The organism is Mycobacterium sp. IEC1808, from assembly GCF_002101935.1.
Taxonomy (GTDB): Bacteria; Actinomycetota; Actinomycetes; order Mycobacteriales; family Mycobacteriaceae; genus Mycobacterium.
Genome location: NZ_LQPV01000005.1, coordinates 411,319 through 435,354, shown reverse-complemented (window position 1 = coordinate 435,354; position 24,036 = coordinate 411,319). Strand labels below are relative to the sequence as shown.

The 24,036-nt window shown below is 70.4% G+C and carries 10 protein-coding genes; 1 reads left to right on the top strand and 9 read right to left on the bottom strand.

All coding sequences use genetic code 11. From position 1 onward, the window contains the following. Positions 1–41: 41 nt before the first annotated feature. The 7 genes from AWB92_RS03075 to AWB92_RS03045 are packed head-to-tail and all read right to left on the bottom strand — an operon-like array spanning position 42 to position 19,531. Entirely contained in the window at positions 42–257 is a 216-nt protein-coding gene (locus AWB92_RS03075) for an MbtH family protein (protein ID WP_085183992.1), read from the bottom strand. Beyond that, positions 238–1,542 (bottom strand): NADPH-dependent L-lysine N(6)-monooxygenase MbtG, encoded by a 1,305-nt coding sequence (mbtG, locus tag AWB92_RS03070; RefSeq protein ID WP_085183991.1) that lies wholly within the window; start codon positions 1,540–1,542, stop codon positions 238–240. Before mbtG ends, AWB92_RS03075 begins: the two co-directional genes overlap by 20 nt. After that, complete coding sequence (locus AWB92_RS03065; RefSeq protein WP_085184083.1) at positions 1,539–5,843, bottom strand: non-ribosomal peptide synthetase; 4,305 nt, start codon at positions 5,841–5,843, stop codon at positions 1,539–1,541. Before AWB92_RS03065 ends, mbtG begins: the two co-directional genes overlap by 4 nt. 35 nt (positions 5,844–5,878) lie before the next feature. Next, entirely contained in the window at positions 5,879–11,032 is a 5,154-nt protein-coding gene (locus AWB92_RS03060; protein ID WP_085183990.1) for a non-ribosomal peptide synthetase, read from the bottom strand. After that, positions 11,025–14,012 carry a mycobactin polyketide synthase MbtD gene (mbtD, locus tag AWB92_RS03055; RefSeq protein ID WP_085183989.1) on the bottom strand — a complete coding sequence of 996 codons (2,988 nt, stop codon included), beginning with the start codon at positions 14,010–14,012 and terminating at the stop codon, positions 11,025–11,027. The genes AWB92_RS03060 and mbtD overlap by 8 nt, the downstream gene beginning before the upstream one ends. Further along, positions 14,002–15,315: a polyketide synthase gene (locus tag AWB92_RS03050; protein ID WP_085183988.1), complete on the bottom strand. Its 1,314-nt coding sequence runs from the start codon at positions 15,313–15,315 to the stop codon at positions 14,002–14,004. Before AWB92_RS03050 ends, mbtD begins: the two co-directional genes overlap by 11 nt. Further along, entirely contained in the window at positions 15,305–19,531 is a 4,227-nt protein-coding gene (locus tag AWB92_RS03045) for a non-ribosomal peptide synthetase (RefSeq protein WP_085183987.1), read from the bottom strand. The genes AWB92_RS03050 and AWB92_RS03045 overlap by 11 nt, the downstream gene beginning before the upstream one ends. A gap of 103 nt (positions 19,532–19,634) precedes the next feature. Here AWB92_RS03045 and AWB92_RS03040 point away from each other — a divergent pair, with 103 nt between their 5' ends. After that, the gene (locus tag AWB92_RS03040; protein ID WP_085183986.1) at positions 19,635–21,278 is read left to right on the top strand and encodes an AMP-binding protein; all 1,644 of its coding nucleotides are present in this window, start codon (positions 19,635–19,637) and stop codon (positions 21,276–21,278) included. Here AWB92_RS03040 and AWB92_RS03035 read toward each other — a convergent pair. Both AWB92_RS03035 and AWB92_RS03030 read right to left on the bottom strand, forming a co-directional pair. Then, complete coding sequence (locus AWB92_RS03035) at positions 21,275–22,291, bottom strand: acyl-ACP desaturase (RefSeq protein ID WP_085183985.1); 1,017 nt, start codon at positions 22,289–22,291, stop codon at positions 21,275–21,277. The two genes, AWB92_RS03040 and AWB92_RS03035, sit on opposite strands and share 4 nt — an antisense overlap. Before the next feature lie 169 nt (positions 22,292–22,460). Then, positions 22,461–23,813 (bottom strand): salicylate synthase, encoded by a 1,353-nt coding sequence (locus AWB92_RS03030; protein WP_085183984.1) that lies wholly within the window; start codon positions 23,811–23,813, stop codon positions 22,461–22,463. Positions 23,814–24,036 lie beyond the last annotated feature (223 nt).

The following is a 24,036-nucleotide window of genomic DNA, read 5'->3' as shown; positions in this document are numbered from 1 at the left end:
TTGGTCTCGGGCGGGTCACGGTACGGGCACGCTGGCGGCGCTCAGTCGCCCGCCATGGCCTCGCGCAGCGTCTTGGGCCGCAGGTCGGCCCAGTTCTCGTCGACGTAGTCCAGGCACGCCGACCGGCTCGCTTCGCCGAAGACCGCGCGCCAGCCGGCCGGGATTTCGGCGAACGCGGGCCACAGGCTGTGCTGCTCTTCCCCGTTGATCAGCACATAGAAGGCGCCGTCGTCGTCGTCAAAGGGGTTGGTGCTCATCGCTTCTCCTCGTCGTTCGTTGGGTTCCAGAACCCGCCGACAGCCCAGCGGCACCCAGCACCCGGTCGGACAGCAACCCGAGGCAGCTCAGGTTGGGAAAGCCGGGACCCTGGGTGAGTCCGGAAAGGTTGGGCAGGAACAGCTTTGGGGTGACGTCGGTGACGGCCAGGTCGTAGCCGATCGCCTCCTGCAGGCTGTCGGCGGTCAGCGGGCCACCCAACCCGAGTTCGAGCAAGTCGAGGGCGTCCTGACCGAACAGCGAGGTGAACCACAGTGGGTCGGCGCCGGAGCCGTCGATGACCAGATCGAAACCGTACACCGTCTCGAGGTTCTCGCTGCCCCGGTTGGTGGACAGCGTCAGCCGGATCTGCCCGTCGCGGCCCACGGCGTGGGCAACCCGGCCGCGCAGGTGGTGGATGCGGTCGTCGGCCAGCAGCGCCTCCTGCACGTTCGCCGAGAACACCCCGCGGTCGGTGCGCGCCAGCGCGTCGCGGCGCTCGTCCAGCGTCAGGTCGGTCCAGTCGCTGGGGTCGGAGAACAGTGAGTTCTCGAAGAATCCCTCGCCCCGGGTGAACAACGTCGCCTGCGGGGAGATGACGGTGATGCTGGAAACCCGGTGCCGGAACAGCTCGTTGAGCATCGACGCGGCGGTCTCACCGCCACCGATCACCGCCACCCGCTCGGCACTGATCCGGTCGTCCGCCGCGGCCCGGTCCCAGAACTGGGCGATCGACAGCACGCGCGGATTGCCCGGGAGCAAGGACTTTTCGGCCTGTCCTGGGCCGGTGATCATCAGGGCGTCGGCGTGCACGGTCGTTTCGTGGGTCTGCAGCACCCAGCGGTCGCCGTCGACCGCAAGCCGTTCGACCTGGCCGAGCACCACGTTCAGGCCGACCTGGTCGGCGACCCAGCCGAGGTACTGGCTCCACCGGCGATGGGTCGGCGCCGGGCGCCCCCGGTCAATCCACTCTGCGAACGACGCGGTGGCGATCAAGTACGACTGCCAGCTGTAGCGGGTCATCCGCTCGTCGAGCTCGGCGTTGCGCCGCGGCACCAGCGAAGAGCGGTAGGGAAACCCGACGTCTTTTTCCGGGCTGGTGCCCAGCCGATGCGCACCGTCGGTCCATCCTCCGCTGGCCTGCCAGTTGGCCGCCACCCCGATGCGGTCGACCGCGACGATGCCGGGGACGTCAACTCCTGTGACGCCCATGTCGCGCAGCACCGATGCCTTGGCCGCGACGGCCACGGCTTTGGCTCCGGCGCCGAGGATCGCAAGTGTGCTCATTCCGCCATCTCCCGCAATGTCTCGGTCCAAAGTCCTTGCAGCTCGGCGATTTCCGCCTCACCCAGAATGTCGGGCAGCACCCGCCACTGGGTGGCCAGCACGCGGTCGGCACCGGTCCCGAGGATGCCGGCAACCACGGTCAGTTCGTGGCGCACCGCCTGGTCGGGCTCGGGCACCCGGTCGACCTCGGCCATCAGCTCGCGATCCAGCTCGAGGTCCCCGACGCCGACGTGGAGGTTGCCGAGGTAGTTGAGCAGCAGTTGCGGTTCGGGGAGTTCGCGCAGTCGGGTATCGGGCCGCAGGTAACGCAATAGGCCGTAATCGACGCCGCTGCCGGGAATTCGGGCCAAGTCGGTGGGCCCGTCGGAGTGGATGCGCAACGGGTAGATCGCGCTGAGCAACCCGACGGTGTCGCCGGTATCGGTGTCGATTCCCAATTCCGTGCGGCCGTGCGTCTCCAGCGCCAACAGCGGGGCCGGGGTGTCCTGACCGCGCCGCCTCCGCCACGCGGTCACCGTCCGGGCGGCCGCGGTGATCAGCAGTTCGCCCATCGGCTGCGCCGCCGCGAGGAGCCGCCGTGTGAGCTCTGGCCCGCAGGCTGAGACGCTGACCGCCAGGTCGCCGGCGCGGTCGGTCTGCGTCCGCAACCGGCGGGCGCCCAGCGCCGGATCGGCGCCCCGCAATTCGGCGGCCCAAAATGCTTGAGTGGTCAGCATTTTCGCCCGCTCGGCGAGTAGGCGTGACCACTGGCGGTAAGTGGTGTGCTCGCGGACCGGTACCGGCGTGCGTCCCGCGGCCAGGGCGTGCAGGCCGGCGTCGAGCTCGCCCAGCACGATGCGCCAGGAGGCCGGGTCCATCGCCAGCACATGGGCCGTCAGCACCAGCAGCCCGGGCTCGTCTGCTCGGCGCAGCCACACCGCGGACAGCAGCCGACCGGCCAGCGGGTCGAGGCTCTCCACCGCCTCGAGGACATGCTTGGCGACGTCGTTGGCCGGCTCGCCGCCCACCCACGCCTCAGTGAGGATGTCGACGTTCGGTTGTGCGACAAGCGTCATCGCGTCGCGGTCCAGCCGGCATCGCAACACCTCGTGCCCGTCGATGACCGCGCGCAGCAGCGCCGCCAGACCGTCTCGGGTGATCGTGTCGGGCAGCCTGATGACTTCGGTCTGCGCGAGCCGTCGGGCATCGCCGTACTCGTAGAGCCAATGAACGCTGGGCAACACCGGGATCGGTTCGCCGGACTCTGCGGCGCCGCCCGGCGCCGCGTGCCGGGCGGCGTCGGAGTCGATCGCCGCCGCGAGTTCGCGGATGCTGTCGCACTCCACCATCGACCGCGCCCGCAGGGCCAGACCGCGACGGCGGGCGGCCTGCACGACCGACAGGGCCGAGATGCTGTCCAGGCCCAAGTCCAGAAAGCTCGTCGTGACGTCGACGTCGGCGCCGCCCAAGACGTCGGTGAACGCCTGGGCCAGCGTCGCCTCGGTCGGCGTATCGGGCGGGACGGCGGGGCCATCGACGACATCAATTGCCGCCAAAGCCTTTTCGTCGATCTTGCCGTGCGGGGTCAGCGGCAACTCGTCCACGACGACGATGTGATGAGGCACCAGGTAGCGCGGCAGCCGGTCGAGCAGCATCGCACGCAGTTCGGCCAGCGCCGGCCGGTCGGGCCCGCCCGCCACATAGGCGGTCAGCCGGGGCCCATGGGCGTGGTGGCGGGCCATCACGTGGGCGCCGCGCACCCGGTCGTGGCCGCAGAGCACGGCCGCGATCTCGCCGGGCTCGACGCGGAAACCGCGGATCTTGACCTGGTCGTCGCTGCGCCCGAGGAACTCGAGGCCACCGTCGGGCATGCGGCGCACCACATCTCCGGTGCGGTACATCCGGGTGCCCCGGCCGTTCGGTTCGGCGACGAAACGCGTTGCGGTTTCGGCCGCGCGCCCGAGGTAGCCGCGGGTAAGCTGATCGCCGGCCAGGTACAGCTCGCCGGCGGCCCCGTCGGGCACCGGCCGCAGCCAGGCGTCCAGGACGTAGGCGCGGGTGCTGCGGGTCGGACGCCCGATGGTCGGCCGGGTGTGTTCGCCGATGGCCGCGACGACGGCCTCGACCGTGGTCTCGGTGGGTCCGTAGCAGTTGAAGGCCGTCATCGCCGTTCGGGCGCATTCGGTTTGGATCGCCCGCCACGCGGCGACGCCGAGGGCTTCGCCGCCGAGCGCGAGCACCGCCAGCGGCACCCGACCTAGCAGCCCCGCGTTGTGCAGCTGGCCGAACATCGACGGCGTGGTGTCGATCATGTCCAGCCCGAAGCGGTCGATCACGTCGACCAGCGTCTCGGCGTCACGTTGATGCTCGTCGTCGACGACGTGCACCGAGTGCCCATCGAGCAAGGCCGCCAACGGCTGCCACGCCGCGTCGAAGGTGAACGACCAAGCGTGCGCGATGCGCAGCGGCCGCCCGATACGCACGGCGGCGGGCCGAAGGACGCGCTCGATATGGTCGTCGATGTACGCGGCAAGCGCGCGGTGCGTACCGATGACGCCCTTCGGTGCGCCGGTGGTGCCCGAGGTGAAGACGGCGTAGGCCGCATGGTCCAGCGGGACCGCGACGGCCTGGTAATCGGCGCTCTCGGCGGTCGCGTTGGCGACGAAGTCCTCGTCGACGACGATCGGAGCCGACGTCTGGCGCAGGATCTCGGCGATCCGCTCGCCCGGCATGCCGGGGTCCAGCGGCACGATCAGGCCGCCGGCTTTGAGGACGGCCAGCATGGCGGCCACATAGAGCGGGCCGCGGCGAAGCATGATCGCCACCGGGGTCTCGCCGGCCGCGCCCGCGCGCTGCAGTGCGGCCGCCCCCCGATCGGCAAGCGCGTCGAGCTCACCGTAGGTCAGCCGCCCGTCTGCCCAGCTGACCGCCGTCGAATCGCCTTGCGCGGCGGCGATTTGGGCGAAGCGGGCGTGCACCGGGACCGCCAGCGCCTCCGGTAGGTCCGCCGGGGCCGGGTCGCGCTCGCCCTCGAGCAGGATGTCGACCTCGCGCAGCGGCCGGTCCCACTTGTCCACCAACCGCTGCACCACCGCCAGCAGCCGATTCCCGAGGTCTTCCGGCGCGGTCGCGCCCAGCGCACCGTCGAGCACCTCGACCAGCACCGTGAGTCCGTCGGCGCTCGGGTGGGCGGCGATGGTCACCGGGAAATGCGACACGCTTTCCAGAGCCACCGGACGGAAGGTCGCGCCGTTTGCGACGAATTCGGAGGCCCCAACGACCTCACCGGGCGGGAAGTTTTCGTACACCAGCAGCGTGTCGAACATCTCACCGACACCGGCGATCGCTCGCAGCTCGGCGTGACCCAGATAGCTGTGGTCCCGCAGCGCGGCGGATTCGCGTTGCAACGCAAGGCATTGCGTTCCGGCGGGCTTGCGCGGGTCCAGGCGGACCCGCAACGGGACGGTGTTGATGAACATGCCGACCATCGATTCGACGCCCGGCAGTTCGCCCGGCCTGCCCGACACGGTCACCCCGAACGTCACGTCGTCGCGGTCGGTGAAGACCGATAGTATTGTCGCCCAGGCCATTTGGACGAGCGTGTTGAGGGTGACACCGCGGGTGCGGGCGGCGTCGGCCAGCGCGGCGGTCGCCTCGGGGTCGAGGCGCAGCGTGGTGCGTCGCGGTATGCCCGCCGCCAGCGAGGTGGCGGTCAGCGCCGGCGAGAGCAGCGTGGGCCCGTCCGTGCCGTCGAGGTGCGCGGCCCACAAGGCGCGGCTGGCCGCCTGGTCCCGGTTGGCCAGCCAGCCGATGTAGTCGCGATACGGCCGCGGCCGTGGCGGCAGCGCGGCGGCGTCTCCCCCGGCCCGATACAGGGCCAGGAGTTCGGACACCAGCAGCGGCAGCGACCAGCCGTCGATGACGATGTGGTGCGCGACGATGACCAGATGCCACCGCTGCTCCGGCAATTCGATGAGCAGGAACCGGATCAGCGGGCCGCGACCCACGTCGAAACGGCGTTGGCGCTCTTCGGCTTCCAGCGCCTCGACCTCGTTCGGCTCGGCGGGCACGCACCGCCACGGCAGTTCGGCGCTGCTCGGTATTACCTGGACGGGCCGGCTCAGGTCGCCGTGGATGAAGCTGGCCCGCAGGTTGGGATGCCGTATCAGCAGCGTCGCGGCGCACTCGCGCAACAACGCGACGTCGAGCGAGCCCGCCACGTCGGCGGCCATCGCGATGACGTACGGGTCGGCGCCCGAGCCGTCTTCGGAGGCCAGCGTCGCCATCGAGAACAGCCCCTGCTGCAGGGGGCTGAGCGCCATCACATCCTCGATGGCCGGCCGCGGGTCGGCTCGGGTCACGGCCGATCACCCCAGGACGAGGTCAGGGCCGCCAGCTCGTCGGCGGAAAGGCCCGAAGTGCTCATCGGCGCGTGGGAGCCGCTGTCCTCGGGGTCGGTTTCGGCGGTCGACTTGGCGTCCAGAGCGGCGGCGAGCTCGTGGAGCACGGGCTGTTCGAAGATCATCCGCGGGGTCAGCGGCATTCCGGCGTCGCGGGCCCGGGCGGCGACCCGCACGGCGAGGATGCTGTCCCCACCCAGATTGAAAAATTCGTCGTGCCGACCGATTTCGGCGGTGTCGAGCATGTCGGTGAGGATTTCGGCGAGCGCCCGCTCGGTGGCGGTGTCGGGCGGTTCGGCCGGGCCCCCGGGCGCCGGCGTCGGTGCGGGTCGCTCGATGTCGGCGACCAACTGGAGTTGACCGTCGTCGGTCCACATGCCGCGTTCGCCATTGCGGTACAGCCGCGAACCCGGTTGGGCGGCATACGGATCGGCGACGAAGCGGGTCGCGGTGAGCGACGCCCGCGCCAGCCGGCCGATGACCGCCGGGCCGCCACCGTAGTAGACGTCGCCCACCACCCCGGGCGGCACGGGGTTCAGCCAGGAGTCCAGCAGGTACACCCGAGCGGCCCCGTCGCCGTCGTTGCACCGGGCCAGAATGCGCTGTCGTTCTTGCGCGTCGGTGATCTGGACGTCGCGCAACCGTTGATCGGGGTCGTCGGCGAACGCGTCGATGACGCGGATCAGCCACTCGGCGAAGCGTTCCGCGGTGGCGCGCCGGTACAGCTCGGGGCGATAGATGACGTGGCCGCGGTAGCCGTCTTCGGCCGCGAAGAAGTTGACCGACATGTCGGCGTGCGCCACGTCGAAGTCCGGCTCCAGCGCGGTGAACGTGGTGTCGCCGTCCGGCCCGCTGTCGATCACCCGGTCTTGCGGCAACTGTTCGCGAACGTGCACCACCACGTCGAACAGCGGGTTGCGCGACAGCGACCGGGCGGGCCTGACGGCGTCCACCACTTGGTCGAACGGCAGGTCCTGATGTGCGTACGCGGCCAAAGCAATGTCCCTGGTCCGCTGTAGCAACTCGCGCAATGTGGGGTTGCCGCGCAGATCATTCCGCAACACCACGATGTTGATAAAAAACCCGACGAGGCGGTCCAGGTCGGATTCGTTGCGCCCGGCGACCGGGGTGCCGAGCGGAACGTCCGGGCCGCCGCCGGCCTTGTGCAGCACCACCGCAACGGCGGCCTGCAGGAGCATGAACTCCGTGATGCCGAGCTCGCGGGTCAGGGCGCTCAGCTTGGTGCGGGTCGCGGCGACGAACCCGAATTCGACGGCAGCACCGGCGCCGGTGAGCGCGGCCGGCCGGGGAAAGTCTGGGCGCAGGCCGTTTTCGTCCGCCAGCCCCTCGAGCTGGCGGGTCCAGTAGTCGCGCTGCGGTCCGGCGATGCCGGCGTTGTCCTCCAGCAGCGCCGCCTGCCACGCGGCGTAGTCGGCGTATTGCACGGGCAGCGGTTCCCACGCGGGGGCTCGGCCGCCGCGGCGGGCGCGGTACGCGGTGAGCAGGTCGGTGAACAGCACACCGGCGGACCAGTGATCGCCGGCGATGTGGTGCACTACCACCGATAGGACGTTCCGGTCCGGCGTGCCGAGCACCGCTGCCCGGATCGGCAGGTCGGTCTCCAGGTCGAAGACGTAGCGGCGCTCGGTATCCAGTTGGGCCTTAAGCCATTCCTCGTCGGGTCCGTTGGCGCGGCGCACCGGAACCTCGGCGGGCGGGTGGACGATCTGGTGCGGGACGCCGTCGATCTCGCGGTAGGTGGTGCGCAGGATCTCGTGCCGGGTCACGACGTCGGTGACGGCCGCCGCCAGCGCGTCGGTGTCGCAGGGGCCCCGCAACGCCGCCGCGAACGGAATGTTGTTGACGGCGTTGGGCCCGTCGAAGCGATACGTGAACCAGCTGCGCAGCTGCGACGACGAGAGCGGAACCGGCCCGCTGCGGTCCAGCGCGGTCAGCCGTGGCCGCGCCGACGCCTGATCCGTGGCGTCGATGTGCGCGGCTAGCCGCGCCACCGTCGCGAGTTCGAAAACCTCCCGCACGCCGACGTCGACGCCGAACGCGTTACGGACCGACGCGACCAACTTCGTCGCGAGCAGCGAGTGGCCGCCCAGGTCGAAGAACGAGTCGTCGGCGCCAACCCGGTCGCGGTCGAGCAACTCGGCGAACAGTTCGGCAACGCGCCGCTCCGTGGCCGATGCCGGTTCACGGAACTCCGCACCGGAACTCACCTCCGGGGTTGGCAGCGCGGCACGGTCGATCTTGCCGTGCGCGGTGATCGGGATCTCGCCGAGCACAACGTATGCCGCCGGGACCATGTATTCGGGCAGCGCCACGGTGACGCGGGCCCGGATGCGGTCGAGGTCGACCTCGGACGTTCCCGCGGCGGGCGTCACGTAGCCAACCAGACTCTTGCCGAGTCCCGGCAGGTCGCTGACCACCACGACCGCCTGCCCGACCGTCGGGTCGACCGAGATGGCCGCGGCGACGTCACCGAGTTCAATCCGGAAGCCGCGGATCTTGACCTGTTCGTCGGCGCGGCCCACGAATTCGACGTCGCCGTCCGCGTTGCGGCGCGCCAGGTCCCCGGTGCGGTACATCCGGGCGCCGGGATTGAACGGGTCGGCGACGAACCGCTCGGCGGTCAACCGGGCGCGGCGATGGTATCCGTGCGCCAGATGCGTTCCGCCGAGGTAGATCTCGCCGATCACGCCGACGGGCACCGGTCGCAGCGAATCGTCGAGCAGGTGCATCGTGGTGTTGATCTTGGGCCGGCCGATGGGCACGATGCGGGTGCCTTGCGGGCACTCGACCTTGAACCGGCTGGCGTTGATCACGGTCTCGGTCGGACCGTAGAAGTTGTGCAGCAGCGCGTCGAAGGTCGCGTGGAACTTGTCGGCCACCTCGCCGGGCAGCGGTTCGCCGCCGATGGGCACCCGCTGCAACGTCCGCCACTGGTTGACGCCGGGCAGTGACAGGAACAGGCCGAGCAGCGAGGGCACGAAATGCATTGCCGTAATTCCCTCGTCGCGCAACAAGGCGGTCAGGTAGCCGATGTCGTTGAGCCCGCCGGGGCGCGGGATCACCATTCGCGACCCGCAGGCCAGCGTGCCGAAGATCTCGGCGATCGACACGTCGAAGCTTGGCGAGGCGACCTGCAGCAGCCGGTCGGTGTGGTCCACCCCGTACTCGCCCTTGAACCAGACGAAGTATTCGGCGACGGGACGGTGCGGCACCGCAACGCCTTTGGGCAACCCGGTGGTGCCCGACGTGTAGATCAGGTACGCGGTGTTTTCCGGCCGCAGCGGCCGCACCCGGTCCGCGTCGGTGGGGTCGTCGGCGCGGCAGGCGGCGAGGTCGGCCACCGGCTCGCGCAGCACCAGCTTCGCGTCGCAGTCCTCGAGGATGAAATCGAGACGGTCCCGCGGATAGTTGGGGTCCACCGGTACGTACACCGCACCGGACTTGGCGATGCCGACCGCGGTGACGACCAGGTCCGGCGACTTGTCGAGCAGCACGGCCACGCGGTCCTCGCTGCCGATCCCCTTCTCGATCAGCCAGTGCGCCAACCGGTTTGCCGCCTCATTGATGTCGCGGTAGGCGAACCGGCGGCCTTCGTAGGCGACGGCGACGGCGTCGGGGGTCCGCGCGGCCTGCTCGGAGACCAGGTCGGCCAGCGTTTTGGGGGCGGTCTGGAACGCCTCGCCGTGCGACACCTCACGCAGCCAGGCGGCGTCGGCCTCGTCCAGCAGCGCAAGCCCGGCCAGCGGCCGGTCCGGTGCGGCCAGTGCGTCGTCCAGCAGCACGGCGAAGTGATGCAGCATCTGGCGCACCAGCGCTGGGTCGAGGATCTCCAGTAGGTGTTCGGCCTCGACCAGCGCACCCGTGCCGTCGAATTCGACCATGAAGCCCAGCGGCAGCTGGGTGAGGTTGCTGCGCAGGCCGTAGCGCTCGCACTCGACGCCGGGCGGGCGGAACCCGCCGCCGTCCGGCTCGCGGAATCCGAAGCTGACCCGGGTCATCCGTTCCGCGCCGTGGCGGCGATCGGGGTTCAGTTCGCGCACGGCGCGATCGAGGCCGACCCGTTGGTGCGCAAACGCTCCGGTTGCCACGTCGCGCGTCGACTTGAGCAACTCGCGAAAGCTCATCGCCGGCCGGGGTCGCAGCCGCAGCGCCACCGTGTTGCCGAAATAGCCGATGGCGTCGTCGGTTCCGGCGCCGCGGTTGAGCACCGGTGCGGCCACCAGGAAGTCGTCGCTGTGGGTGTAGCGATGCATGAGGGCGCCGAAGGCGGCCAGCAGCACCATGTATGGGGTGCAGCCGGTTTCGCGCGCCATCGCGATCACCCGCTGGGCGGTGTCGCCGGACAACCGCAGTTCGCTGCGGGCGGCCCGCCAGTTGGTCGGCATGGTCGTCCCGGCCGGGCCGGGGAGCTCCAGCGGCTCCGGCGGGTCGGCCATGACGGCGCGCCAGTAGTCGAGATCGGCTTCGGTGGTGTCGGGCACGGACGGCGCCACCGGGCGGTAGGGCGCCAGCTCGGCACCCTCGTAGGCGTTGGTGAGGTCGCCGAAGAACACCCGCCACGAGCCGTCGTCCCAGGCGATGTGGTGGGCCACCAACAGCAGCACGTGCTCGTCGGCCGCGATGCGCACGGCGGTGATCCGCAGCGGCGCGTCTTTGGAAAGGTCGAAGGGGGTGGAGAATTCGCGCTGGGCCAGCACCTCGAGCCGAAGCCGGCGCGCGTGTTCGGACAGGTCGGTCAGGTCGTGTTGCGCCCAGCCCGGGCGGAGATCGTCTTGCACGGTCGGCCGGGGGGTGCCGTCGTCGCCGACGGTGTAGGTGGTGCGCAGGATCGGGTGGCGGCGGGCGACCGCGTCGACGGCGTCGTGCAGCCGGACGAGGTCGATGTCGCCGGTGATCCGGTACGAGACGCACACGTTGAGCAGCGCGCCGCTGGGGTCGGCCAGGTGTACGAACCACATTCGGGCCTGGCCGTCGGAGAGCTGGTCGTCTGCGGGAGCGTCGGTCTCCGCGGTGTCGGCCGAGAGGCCGCGGTCGGCAAGCCGGCGCCGAAGCAGTTCCAGGCGGGCGCCGGTGTCGGCGATGTCAGTCACGCGAAACCTCCACCTTCTGTGCTGTGCCGGAGCGCTCGTCAGCGCTCTGGAGTTGTTCGACAAGCTGGGCGCCGGTGATGTCGCCCATCAGTGTCGCCAGCGACACCGTTCGGCCGATCGTCGATTTGAGGCGCTTGCGCAGGTCCAGCGCCAGCATCGAGTCGACGCCCAGGTCGAAAAGCGATTCGCCGAGGTTCAGTTCGCCGGCCCGTTCGATCCCGAGGACGGCCGCCAACTGGCTGCGCACCACGTCGACGACCGGAAGCTGTGCGGCGTTGCGGTGTTCGGCCGGTTCGGACCGCCTGCCGCCCAGGAATATTCGCAGCCGGGCTGCGTCGGCCGCGAACACCAGCGGATCGTCGTGCCAGTCGCGCAGGCTGGCCTCGATCGCGTCCCGCGGCGTCATCGGCCGCAGCCCAGAACGCTCAATGTTTTCCACCTCGGCCGCATCCAGAATGCCCCGGCCCGACTCACCACCGGACGACGGTTGCCACAGGCCCCACCGCACCGACACGCAGTGCCGGCCCGCGGCGCGCAGTTCGGCGGCCATGTGGTCCAGCAGGCGGTTGGCCGCCGAGTAGGCGGCGTGTCCGCGTCCACCCCACAGCCCGGATACCGACGAGCACAACAGCATTCGCGCGCCGGCGCGCACCGGCCACAGTTCGGCGAGGTGGGCCAGTCCGGTGACCTTGGCGGCGAAGGCCTCGGCGAGGGCGGCCTCCGTGAGAACGGCGCCCGCGTGGAAGCCGGCGCTGCCCGCCGCGTGCACGATCAGCGACGCACCGGCGGCTCCGTATCGTGCTGCGGTGAGCGCGAATTGGGCCCGATCGGTGAGGTCGCAGGGCGCGGGCACCAGCTCGGTGCCGTATTCGGCCGCCAGGGCTTTCAGCACTGCGGGATCGGCGCTGCGGCGGCTCACCAGGACGATGCGTCGTGCGCCGTGCTCGGCGAGATAGCGGGCGTAGTGCAGACCGATGGCACCGGCACCACCGGTGATGACCACGTCATCGAGCAGCCCGGAGTCGAGTGGCCAGTGCGCAGCGGTGGCTGCGTCGCGGAACGAGCGCTTGAACAGCGCCTGCCCGCGCAGCGCGAGTTCGCCGGCGCCGGACAGCACGGCGTCGACGGCGGTGGAGCCGGAGGCGGGCGTCAGCTCCCACGACGGCAGGTCCAGGTGGGTGAAAGATCGTTCGGGGTGGTCGAATCCGGCGCTGCGGTGCATCGCGGCCAACGCCGCGTGGCCGGCCGACGACGCGTCGCGCGGGCCGACGCGGTCGGCGGCGACCGTGAGCAGGCAGACGGTGTGGCAGCGGGGGCCCGGCGAATTCGCGTAGTCGAGCAGGCCGGCCGCGGCCAGGCCCGTGAGCGCCTCGGCGGCCCGCTGCGCGCCGGCACCGTCGATGGCCGGCGCGATAACCGCGACAATTTCGGCGTCCCGCGGTTCGCTGAGCTCGGCGGCGGGGTGGGACTCGATCGCCGCGCGCAGCGGTCGGGCCACTGGGCCTTCGGCGCCAATGCTGATCACCGCGATTCGGGTGAGCGGCCCCGGTGCGGGAAATACTGCCCGCTGCCAGTGCTCCATCACGATGTCGGGCGCTCTGGCTGCCGACACGGGTGCTAGCCGAGCCGGGTGCGCCCACATCGGGATCGCGCGCATCGGAGCGTTCGGAAACCCTTGTAGGCCAACGTTGCCGGCGGTCGGGACGCCCACGTAGTCGCCCCAGGTGTAACCGGGGTCGGCGACGGCGGCGGTGAGGATGTTCGCCGACAGCGCCTCGAGCACCGGCTCGTCGCGGTGGCCCGAACCGACCAGCACCGCGGGGCCGTCCGGTGCGTCCTCCTCGAAGGTCTGGCCGATCGTGAACAGCAGCGCCGGATGGGCCGACAACTCGACGAAGGACCCCGCGCCGCAACGGATCGCCGAGGCGAACGCGCGGTCCAATCGCACCGTGTTGCGCAGGTTGGCATACCAGTAGTCACCGAATGGCTCGTCGGGTGTCACCACGTCGCCGGTCGCGCCGCCGATGAATTGCACCGGGGACTCTAGGAATTCGGAGGCGGGCAGCCGCGCGACGAACTCGTCGCGCAGCGGCTCGAGCACGCTGGTGTGTCCCGGGAAGCCGGCGGTGATCTCGCGGGCGAACTGACCGCGCGAGCGCACCGCGTCGGCGATCGCCAGCACCGCGTCGCGTTCGCCCGACACCGCCACGGTGGACGCCGAGTGCACCACCGCCAGCTCCACCCAGCCGTCCGCCGCCGCGATGAGCGCGCCGGCCGCGTCGGCGCTGACGCCCAGCGTGGCCATCGCGTAGCGACCCGGAAGGCGGTCCACCACGGCGGCCCGGGCGGCGACGACGGCGACGGCGTCCGGCAAAGTCATGGCGCCGGCGACGACGGCCGCGGCGACCTCACCGAGGCTCTGGCCGATGGTGAGGTCGGCAAGCACGCCGCACGACCGCCAAACCTCCGCCAGCGCAACCGCATGGACGAATTGCGCGCCCTGCACCTCGATTTCGGAGAAGGCCCGCGGCTCGTCCCCGACCGTCAGGTAGCGCAGCGGTGACACGTGGCCGGCGGCCTCGAACGCCGCGACGCAGTCATCGGCCGCCGCCCGATAGGTTGGCAGCGCCCGGTACGCGACGGCGCCCATGCCCGGCCAGTGCACACCCTGACCGGGGACCACAAAGGCCTGCCGCGGCGCGGAATCCGCCGCGGAACGCGCGACCAGCGGATGCTCGCGCCCCGCGGCCAGCGCCCGCAGCCCACCGATGAGCTCCGCCCGGTCGGCGGCGCGCAGCACCGCGCGGTGTCGGCGCACCCGCCGGGTCCGCAGCAGCTGACGGCCCACCTGGTCCACGGTCGTTTTCGGACAGCGCTCGAGGTAGTCGGCGATCGCGCCGGCGTCCTCGCGCACGAGATCGTCAGCGTGCGCGCTGAGGAGCACCGGGACGCGACCGTCGGGCAGTCGGTTAAGGGCCATCGGGCGACCCGTTATCCGGCATCGAGACGATCACATGGGTATTGGTGCCGCTCATCCCGAACGCGGATACCGCCGCGGTTCGCCATCCGTCGACGGCCCGCCACGGTGTCAGTTTGTCGGCCAGCCGCAAACCCTGCTTCTCCCAGTCGATTTCGCGGCTGGGTTCGTCGACGTGCAGCGTCGGGGGAACGGCGGCGTGCTCGGCGGACAGGATGACCTTGGCGAGGCCCAGCGCGCCGGCGGCGGCTTGCGCATGGCCGATGTTCGACTTGACCGAGCCCAAGAGCGGCCCGCGCCCGGGCGGCGCGGTCCCGTAACTGGCCGCGAGTGAGCACAGTTCCGTCCGGTCACCGAGCCGGGTGCCAGTTGCGTGCCCCTCGACCATCCCGACGTCGACGGGCTCGACGCCGGCCTGCGCGATGGCGCGCCGAAACAGTCGCAGCTGCGCGTCGCCGCTGGGCGCCATCAGGCCGTCGCTGCGTCCGTCGGAGTTCAGGCAACTGGTCCGCACCTCGGCGAGGATGCGACGCCCGTCGGCCACCGCGCGGGACCGGCGCTGAAGCACGAACATGGCCGCGCCCTCGGCCCAGACGGTTCCGCTGGCGAGCGCGCTATAGGGCCGGCAATGGCCGTCGTCGGACAGGGCGTGCTTTTTGGAGAATTCGACGAAATAGCCCGGGGTGCCCATCACGCACACCGCGCCGGCGAGCGCGAGGTCGCAGTCGCCGGCCCGGATCGCCTGGACCGCGGTGTGAAACGCCGCGAGCGCTGACGAGCAGGCGGTGTCTATCGTCAGCGCCGGCCCGGCCAGGTCCAGCGTGTAGGCGATGCGCCCCGAGATGACGCCCAGCGACGTCCCGGTGATCAGATGCCCGCTGTGGTCGGAGAATTCGGAAAGGGCGGGGCCATACTCCAGCGCAGACGCACCGACGTAGCAACCAACATCGTGGCCTGCGAGGTCGTCGGGGTTGATGCCGCTGTTCTCCACGCTCCGCCACGCCACCCGCAGCCCGACCCGCTGCTGGGGGTCCATGGCCGTTGCTTCCCGTCGTGAGATGCCGAAGAACTCCGGGTCGAATGCCGTTGCAGTCGAGAGGAATCCACCAAGGTCGCGGATGGGTTTGAAGCCGTCCCGCCGCGACCCGTCGAACAGCTCGCGAAGCGCCCAGCCCCGATCGGTGGGGAACGGGCCGAGCGCCTCGCGCTGCTCGGACAGCAACGCCCAGAAGTCGTCGGCGGTTTCCACGCCGCCGGGCGCCTCGAGGGCGAACCCGACAATCACGACCGGATCGTTATCGGACATCGCCGCTCACCATCCGGGCGACCGCGTCGAGGTGATCGTGGAGGTAGAAGTGGCCACCCTCGAATTCCGACACCGTGAATCGGCCGGACGTGTGGGTTTCCCAGCGTGCCAGGGTTTCCCGGCTGATCCGGTGATCGCGATCGCCGCCGACGGCGTGAATGTCGGCGGCGATGCGCACGTCGGGGCGGCACGAGTAGGCGTTCAGGGCCCGGTAGTCGGCCTGCACCGCCTGCACCAGCAGTTCGATGAATTCCTCGTCGTCCAGCAGCTCGGGGTCGGTGCCGCCGAGATCGATCATGTCCGCCAGCACGCCGCTGTCGCTGGTCGGCAACGGTCCGTAGGCTTCGACCGTCGAAGGTGCCTGCCCGGCCGAGGCCCACAGGACGCGTACCGGCACGCCATTGCGTTCGGCGACCCGGGCGAACTCGAACGCCACAACGGCCCCCATGCAATGCCCGAACAGGCTCAGCGGAGCCACCGAGCTCCAGTCGCCGGCCTCGAACAACTCGAGGGCGAGCGCGTCGATGCTCTCGGCCGCGGGGTGGGTCCGCCGGTCGGCCCGCTGCGGGTACTGCACCACGAAGGCGTCAACGTCACTGGACGACAACGCTTTCGCCAGCGACCGATACGCCGCCGCGGCACCGCCGGCGTGTGGGAACACAACCACCGAGCCGCGGGCGGCGCTCGCCGTAAACCGCTTCACCCACGGCTTGAACTCGCGCCGTGCCGGCGCGGGGGCGGTGTCGAGCGCGGACAACACTTCGGCGCTCGACATGTCCGCGATCTCCAGATACACGTCGGCCACCCGCTCGAGCCGGTCGCCGTTCGCCTCCCGGCCGGTCAGCAAGTCGGCCAGCGTGGCGACGGTCCGGGCGGCAAAGACGTCGGCGACCATCAGGCTCGGCGAGTCGAGCCACTGGCGGATGCCGACGACGGCCTGCGTCGCAAGGACGGAATCGCCGCCGAGCGAGAAGAAGTCGTCGTGCACACCCACCGCATCGGTGTCCCGCTCGAGCAGGTCCGCGATGATGTGGCACAGCGCCCGTTCCAGTTGCGTGCGCGGGCCCTGATAGGGCGCGGACGCCTCGCCGGAGTCGACCGCCTCGGCCAGCTGACGACCGACCGCGCGCCGGTCGATCTTGCCGCCGTCGGTGAACGGGATGCGGTCGGTCAGCGATATGTGCTGCGGAACCATGTGCGCGGGAACGAGATCGGCGAGCAGCTCGCGTATCCGCCGCGCGGTTAACGTGGCGTCGTCGACTCGGACCGCCGCGCTCAGCACGTCAGTGCCACCGGAGCCGGGCACCAGGGCGGCCACGGCCGCGCGGACACCGGGCACCCGTCGCAGCGCCGCCTCGATCTCGCCGAGCTCGACGCGATACCCGCTGACCTTGATCCGGTGATCGGCGCGGCCGACGAACTCGAGGGTGCCATCCGGCCAGTAGCGCGCCAGATCGCCGGTGCGGTACCAGGTTCGGCCGTCGTGGACCACGAAGCGCTCGGCGGTCAGCTCGGGGCGCCCGCGATAGCCCCGGGCGATGCCGCGGCCGGACACCCACAGCTCACCGGCCACCCAGTCGGGACAGTCGGCGCCGGTGTCGCCGACGACGCGGCAGGCGATGTTGGGGAACGGCGTGCCGTACGGCACCGCGGTCCAGTCCTCGGGCATATCGGTGTCGACCTCGAAAATGGTTGCGTGAACGGCCGTTTCGGTCGCGCCCCCCAGCCCGGCGAAGCGCAGGTGCGGCGCCCGCGCCTGCAGCCGGCGGGCCAGGCCGGGCCGCACCCAGTCGCCCCCGGTGGCCACCACCCGCAGCGACGACAGGTTGCCCGCCTGGACCTCGGCCAACATCTCCAGCCAGCCCGGCAGGAAGTTCAGCACCGTGACCTGGTGGGTGTCGATCAGCCGGGCCCACGCGTCCGGATCGCGTCGCTGCGCCTCGTCGACCACGACGATCGCGCCGCCGGCCCGCAGGGTTGCGAAGACGTCGAGCACCGACAGGTCGCATTCCAGCGTCGAAAGGGCAAGGCAACGGTCCGCCGCGCCGATCTCGAAGTGGCGGCTGAGGAATTCGACGGTGTTCATCGCGCCGTCATGCGTCAGCTCGACGCCCTTGGGCTCCCCCGTGGAGCCCGACGTGAACAACACGTAGGCGAGCTCGGCGGGATCCGTTCTGGCGAAGGGAAAGTCAGCGATGGCGGGCGGCTCGCGGAGCACGTCGGCGATCACCAACGCGGGGACGGGCAGCGACAGCCGCTGCCCGCCGCACACCAGGGCCAGCCGCACCCCACCGGTGTGCAGGATGCGCTCCGCACGGTCGCGTGGTTGGTCGACGCCGATCGGCAGGTACACGCCGCCGGCGGCCAGGATCCCCAGCAGCGCCGGCAGCTGCTCGGCGGTCTTCGGACCCATCACCGCGACGGTGTCGCCGTCGCGGATTCCCGCCGCCCGCAACGCCGCCGCCAGCGCCAACGCCTGGTCGCGTAGCTGCGCGTAGGTGAGGTCGCCGGAGCTCGCGAACACGGCGGGCGCGTCGGGTTGTTGCTCGGCCCGCCGGAAGAACCCGTCGTGCAAAGCCTCCCCGCTCGGCGGGGCGCTGCGGCCGTTGACCGCCTCGCGAACCGCGCGTTGCGCGTCCGGCAGCGCCGGCAAAGCGGCGGCGTCCCAGGCGTCGTCGCTGGCCGCCAGCCGTAGCAGTTCGTCGATGTGGTGGGCGAACATCGCGTCGATGACGCCCGGCGCGAAGACACCGTCGCGCACGTCCCAGTTCACCAGAACGCCGCCGTCGAACTCGGTGACCTGCGCGTCGAGCAGCACCTGCGGTCCTTGGGAAATGATCCAGGCGGGTGCGCCGAATTGCCTTGGGACATCGGCGCTGAACAGTTCCCCGAGGCCCAGCGCGCTGGTGAAGACGACCGGCGCCAGGACCTGGGTGCCGCGGTGGCGGCTGAGGTCGCGCAGCACGGACAGCCCGGGATAAGAGGAATGGGCGGCGGCGGTTCGCATCGCGTCCTGCACCGCGCGCGCCCGCGCGGCCGGAGTGTCGGCGTCCGTCAGGTCGACATCGAGCAGCAGCGACGAGGTGAAGTCGCCGACCAGCTTCTCGACGTCGGGGTGCAGCGCCTGGCGCCCGAACAGCGGCACGTTCAGCAGGAACCGCGGCGAGGACCAGCGGGCCAGCGCGTCGGCGAACGCCGCGGCCAGCGTCATCGCCGGGGTGATGCCGCGGGCTCGGGCGCGGGCGAACAGCGCATCGCGGGTCGCCGGGTCCAGCCAATGCCAGCGACGGGTGCTGGTGCGTGACCCCCGCCCGCCCGTCGACGGTGGCGCGGGCGGGTCCGGCAGGTCGGGAATGCGCTGGGCCCACCAATCCCGCTCGGCGTCGCGCTGCGGCTGGGGCTGCGCCTCCTGGCGCGCGACGGTCCGGCGGTATTCGCGGTAGGTGTAACCCAATTCGGGCAGTTCCCGGCCGAGGTACAGGGCGGCCAGGTCGGCCATCAGCGTGCGGTAGCTCATCGCGTCGGCGGCCTGCATGTCCAGGTCGACGTGCAGCCGGGACCGCCCGTCGGGCAGCAGCGTCACCGCGAGTTCGAACACCGCGCCGTCGAGCTGCTGGTGCGATTTGGCCTCGCGCAGGGCCGCCAGGCGCGGCTCGACCGGGTCCCGCTGGTCGCGCAGGTCCACCACCGAGACGGGGAATTCCCCGCACTCGTCGGCGGCGGCGATGCGCTGCGTGCCGTCGGCCGAGAATCGCACCCGCAGCATCGGATGGCGAAGGGCCAGCCGGTTGGCCGCCGCCCGCAGCCGGTCCGGGTCGATCGGGCCGCCGTCGAACTCGACGTACAGGTGCCCGGCGACGCCGCCCCACTGCTGGTTGTCCTGGCGGCCGACCCACATCGCGTGTTGCATCGGCGCCAGCGGGAAGGGCTCGCCCTCCCCCGAGGGTTCGGCTTCGGCCGGCGGGGGCGGTTCGTCGGCGGCCGGGCTCGCCGTCACCAGCTCGGACCAGGCCTCGATCGTCGGCGCCGCGGCCAGGGCGGCGAAATCGACGGCGATGCCCTGGCGGCGCCACCGACCGGCGAGCGTCATCATCCGGATGGAGTCCAGGCCCTGGCCGATGAGGTTGCTACCTGGGTGAATCGCGTCGGCGCGGACGCCGAGCAGCTCGGCGACCTCCGCGCGGATGTCCTCCGAGCACGCCGGGGCACGCACCACGAATCCTCCCTGAATTAGCAAAGCCTGCCCTAAGTTGTTGGTTTGGTTACCCTATCCTCATCCCTGGCACCGCCGCTACCACCCCCCGAGCCCGAGGAGACCAATGGTCCCCAACCCCACGCGACCGTCGGCGGGCCTAGAGGGATTCGTGCCGTTCCCGGCCGGCCGGGCCGAGTCGTATCGCGCGGCGGGCTACTGGACGGGACGCACCCTGGACACGATCCTCACCGACGCGGCGCGCCGCTGGCCGAACCGGACCGCTGTCGTCGACGCGGGGGCCGACGCCGGATACAGCTACGCGGAGCTCGACGAGCGGGTCACCCGCGCGGCAACCGGGCTGCGCGCGCTGGGCGTGGCGCCCGGCGACCGGGTCCTGCTCCAGCTGCCGAACGGCCGCGAATTCGCCGCGGCGCTGTTCGGGCTTCTGCGGGCCGGCGCGATCCCGGTGATGTGCCTTCCCGCTCACCGGGCCGCCGAATTGGGCCACTTCGCCGCCGTCAGTGAGGCGACCGCCCTCGTGATACCGGATGCCGCAAGCGGTTTCGACTATCCGGCGATGGCGCGCGAGCTCGTCGATGCGCACCCGGCGCTCAGGCATGTGATCGTCGACGGTGACCCCGGGAAGTTCACCGGCTGGACGCACCTGTGCGAACAAGGCAGCGTCGGCTCGCCGGCCCCGCCTTCCGACCCGGCAATGCCGGCGCTGCTGCTGGTTTCGGGCGGCACCACCGGCACCCCCAAGCTGATCCCCCGCACCCACGACGACTACGTGTTCAACGCGACGGCCAGCGCCGAGGTCTGCCGGCTGACGGCGGACGACGTCTATCTCGCGGTGCTGCCCGCGGGCCACAACTTCCCGCTGGCCTGCCCCGGCCTGCTGGGCGCGATGTCCGTCGGCGCCACGACGGTGTTCGGCGCCGATCCCAGCCCGGAGGCCGCCTTTGCCGCCATCGCGCGCCACCGCGTGACCGTGACGGCCCTGGTGCCGGCCCTCGCCAGGCTGTGGGCCCAGGCCTGTGAGTGGGAGCCGGTGACTCCGAAGTCGTTGCGGCTCTTGCAGATTGGCGGAGCGAGGCTGGAGCCGACGGACGCCCGCCTGGTGCGCGCCACGCTGACGCGGGGCGTGCAGCAGGTGTTCGGGATGGCCGAGGGGCTGCTCTGCTACACCCGGCCGGACGATCCCCCGGAAGTCGTCGAGAACACCCAGGGCCGTCCGCTGTGTGCGGCCGACGAGTTGCGCATCGTCGACGGGGCCGGCCGGCCGGTGGCGCCCGGCGAGGAGGGCGAGCTGCTGGTGCGCGGGCCGTACACGCTCAACGGCTACTTCCGCGCCGAACGCGACAACGAGCGCTGCTTCGATCCCGACGGCTTCTACCGCAGCGGTGATCTCGTCCGCCGCAGGGACGACGGCTACCTGGTGGTCACCGGCCGGATCAAGGACGTCATCTGTCGCGCCGGCGAGACGATCGCGGCGGCCGAACTCGAAGAGCACATGCTGAGCCATCCCGCGATCCGTTCGGCGGCGGCGGTTGCGCTGCCCGACCCGTACCTGGGCGAAAAGATCTGCGCGGCGGTTGTTTTCGATCGAGACCAGTTGACGCTCGCCGAGCTCAACGCCCACCTCGACGGGCGCGGCGTCGCCGCCCACGCCCGGCCCGACGTGCTGGTCGCGCTGGCGGCGCTGCCCACGACGCCGATCGGCAAGATCGACAAGAAGGCGATCGTGCGATCAATCGACAACGGCTAGCGTCCGCTAAGCGTCAGCGTCCCTTCGGTTTTGAGGACCTTGTTGGCGGTGATCCGTTCCGTCTTGCGGGCCTCCCGCTCGAGGTAGCGCTGCTTGGATTCGTCGAATTTGTCGCTGGCCACTTCGAGTTCCTTGATCAGCACCCCGAGATCGTCGCGCATCCGGGCCGCCTCCCCGGTGAAGTCATCGCGCTCGAAGATGCGCCATTTCTTCAATACCGGCATGACCACCTCGTCGAGATGGATGCGCGGGTCGTAGACGCCGCCGACCGCGATGATCACGGCCTTGCGCCGAAACTCCGGCACGGTGAACCCGGGCATCTTGAAGTTGCGCAGGATCCGGTGCACCGAGCGCATCGCCTGGTTGGGCGCGATGTCCAGACCGGCGGCGCTGACGTCCCGGTAGAAGATCATGTGCAGGTTCTCGTCGTGCGACACCTGGGCCATCAGCTGTTCCGCGACGGTGTCGCCGGCGACTTTGCCCGTGTTGCGGTGGGCGACGCGGGTGGCCAACTCCTGAAACGACACATACATCACCGAATCGAACAGGCTGTCAGCGAACATGTCACCCTGGTGGTTCTGGCCGGGGCTGAACCCTCGAGTCATTTGCTCCAACCGGAGCTTCTCCAGCTCGACCGGGTCGACCGCGCGGGTGACCACCAGGTAGTCGCGCAGCGCCGTGCTGTGCCTGTTCTCCTCGGCGGTCCAGCGGTTCACCCACTGTCCCCACGGGCCGTCCATGGTGAAGTTCATCGCGATCTCGCGGTGATATGACGGCAAATTGTCCTCGGTCAGCAGGTTTTGCACCATCGCGACCTGCGCCACGTCGGACAACCGGCTCTGTCCGGGCTCCCAGTCCTGGCCGTCCAGTGCGTAGAAGTTCTTGCCGTCCGACCACGGGATGTAATCGTGCGGGTTCCACTCCTTGAACAGCGAGAGGTGGCGGTCGAGCAATTTTTCGACCACGGGTTCTAGCTCGCGAAGTAGCTGCAAGTTGGTCAAGCCGTCGGACACGGAGCCCTCCCAGTTATGTGTTGCGATCAGTAACACTGAATTTACTGTGTCATGCAGTTACACCAAGATGACACGCCGGGTAAAAGGCGAAATAGGGCCAAAGGTCCCATGGCGGGGAGAGCCGCGACACACCGAGGAAGGGCGGCCGCGGGAAATCGGCCTCGGAAAGCTACTGCCGGGGAATCAGGTAAGGCGCGAGCGTGGACAGCTTTTCGCAGGTCTCCTCGAACTCGCGCTCGGGCTCGGACTCTTCGATGATGCCCGCGCCGGCGCGCAACCACGTCTTGCCGTCGCACTCGTAGGCCGCGCGCAGCGTCAGCGCCGCATCCAGGCCGCCGTCGGCCGAAACCACCACCACGGCACCGGAATAGAGGCCGCGCGGTCCTTCGTCGAGCCGCAGGATGGCCTCGACGCCGGCCGCCTTCGGGATGCCGGAGGCCGTGACGGCCGGAAAGAGCGCCTCCAGCGCGTCCATCCGGTCCCTCGACGCGTCCAGGCGGGCGCTGACCGTCGAGCCGAGGTGCTGCACGCTCCCCCGCTCCCGCACGGTCATGAAGTCGCTGACGACCGAGGTCCCCGGCTCGGCGATCTCCGTTATCTCCTGTAGCGAGCTGCGTACCGAAATGGCGTGCTCGACAATCTCTTTGGAGTTCGACTCCAATTCGTCGCGGGCCTGGCGATCATGCGCCGCGCCACGACCGAGCGCGCGCGTCCCGGCCAGTGGCTCGGTCACCACCGTCCCGTCGTGTTGAACGGCCGCGACAAGTTCGGGGCTGTAACCCACGGCGCGCATGCCGCCGAGCCGCAACAAGAACGACCGCACCGGTGTGTTGTGCCGGCGGCCCAGCCGGTAGGTGGACGGAAAGTCAAGCGGGAAGGGCACTTCGACGCAACGCGAGAGGATCACCTTGTGGTAATCGCCGTTGGCGATCTCGCGGACGGCCGCCGCCACTCGGGTGCGGTAGCCCGACGGGTCATCGCTCAAGTCAATGGCGCGGGCGTCCGGCACGCCGGCGACGCCGTCGCTCAACAGGCGGCGCACCGTCTCGGCGTGCGCGACGTCGGCACCGTGCAGGCGAATGCCCTCCTCGCTCACCACGAAGCGGGTGCGGGGCCAAAACAGCCGCGCCAGCGGCGTCTGCGGTGCGAGCCGTTGCTGCAGCCCGTAGCGGTAGACGCCGAATTCAAAGGCGACCCAACCGAAAAGCTGGTCGGTTTCGAGCAGCAACCGGTCGATGGCTTCACCCAGCACGGGCCCGGGCCGTCCGGACCACTGTTGCCGCTGGGTGGTGCCGTCGCGGATCACCCGCAGCTCGTCGCTGTCCAGCTCCACCATCGCCCGCACGCCGCTGGCCAGAACCCATTGCCCGTTGCGCTCGTAGAGGAGGTACTCCTCGCCCGAGCGCTCGGGCAGCGCGGCGGCCAGCTGGGCTGCGAGGTCCGCCGGATCGATGCCGGGAATTAAGGGAATCAGCGGTGACGCGGAGCCGGCGGGATTCGTCTCGACGCTGAGCTCGGTCACAGTTAGTAAATGTAGCCTAACCTATGTAAGTCTGCGCAACCCCTCCCCTTGGCCGGGGCGGACGCGTCGGGCCCACACCCCGGCCGAGACACCGCCACGCCCATGCACACAGTCAATCCCCAGAAAAGTCACAGAGGATTCACGTCCAGCGCGCTTTACCCATCCCTACCAGCACCGCTGTGACCTCCGGCTTTGGCGAAATCAGATATTGCGTCACGCCGAT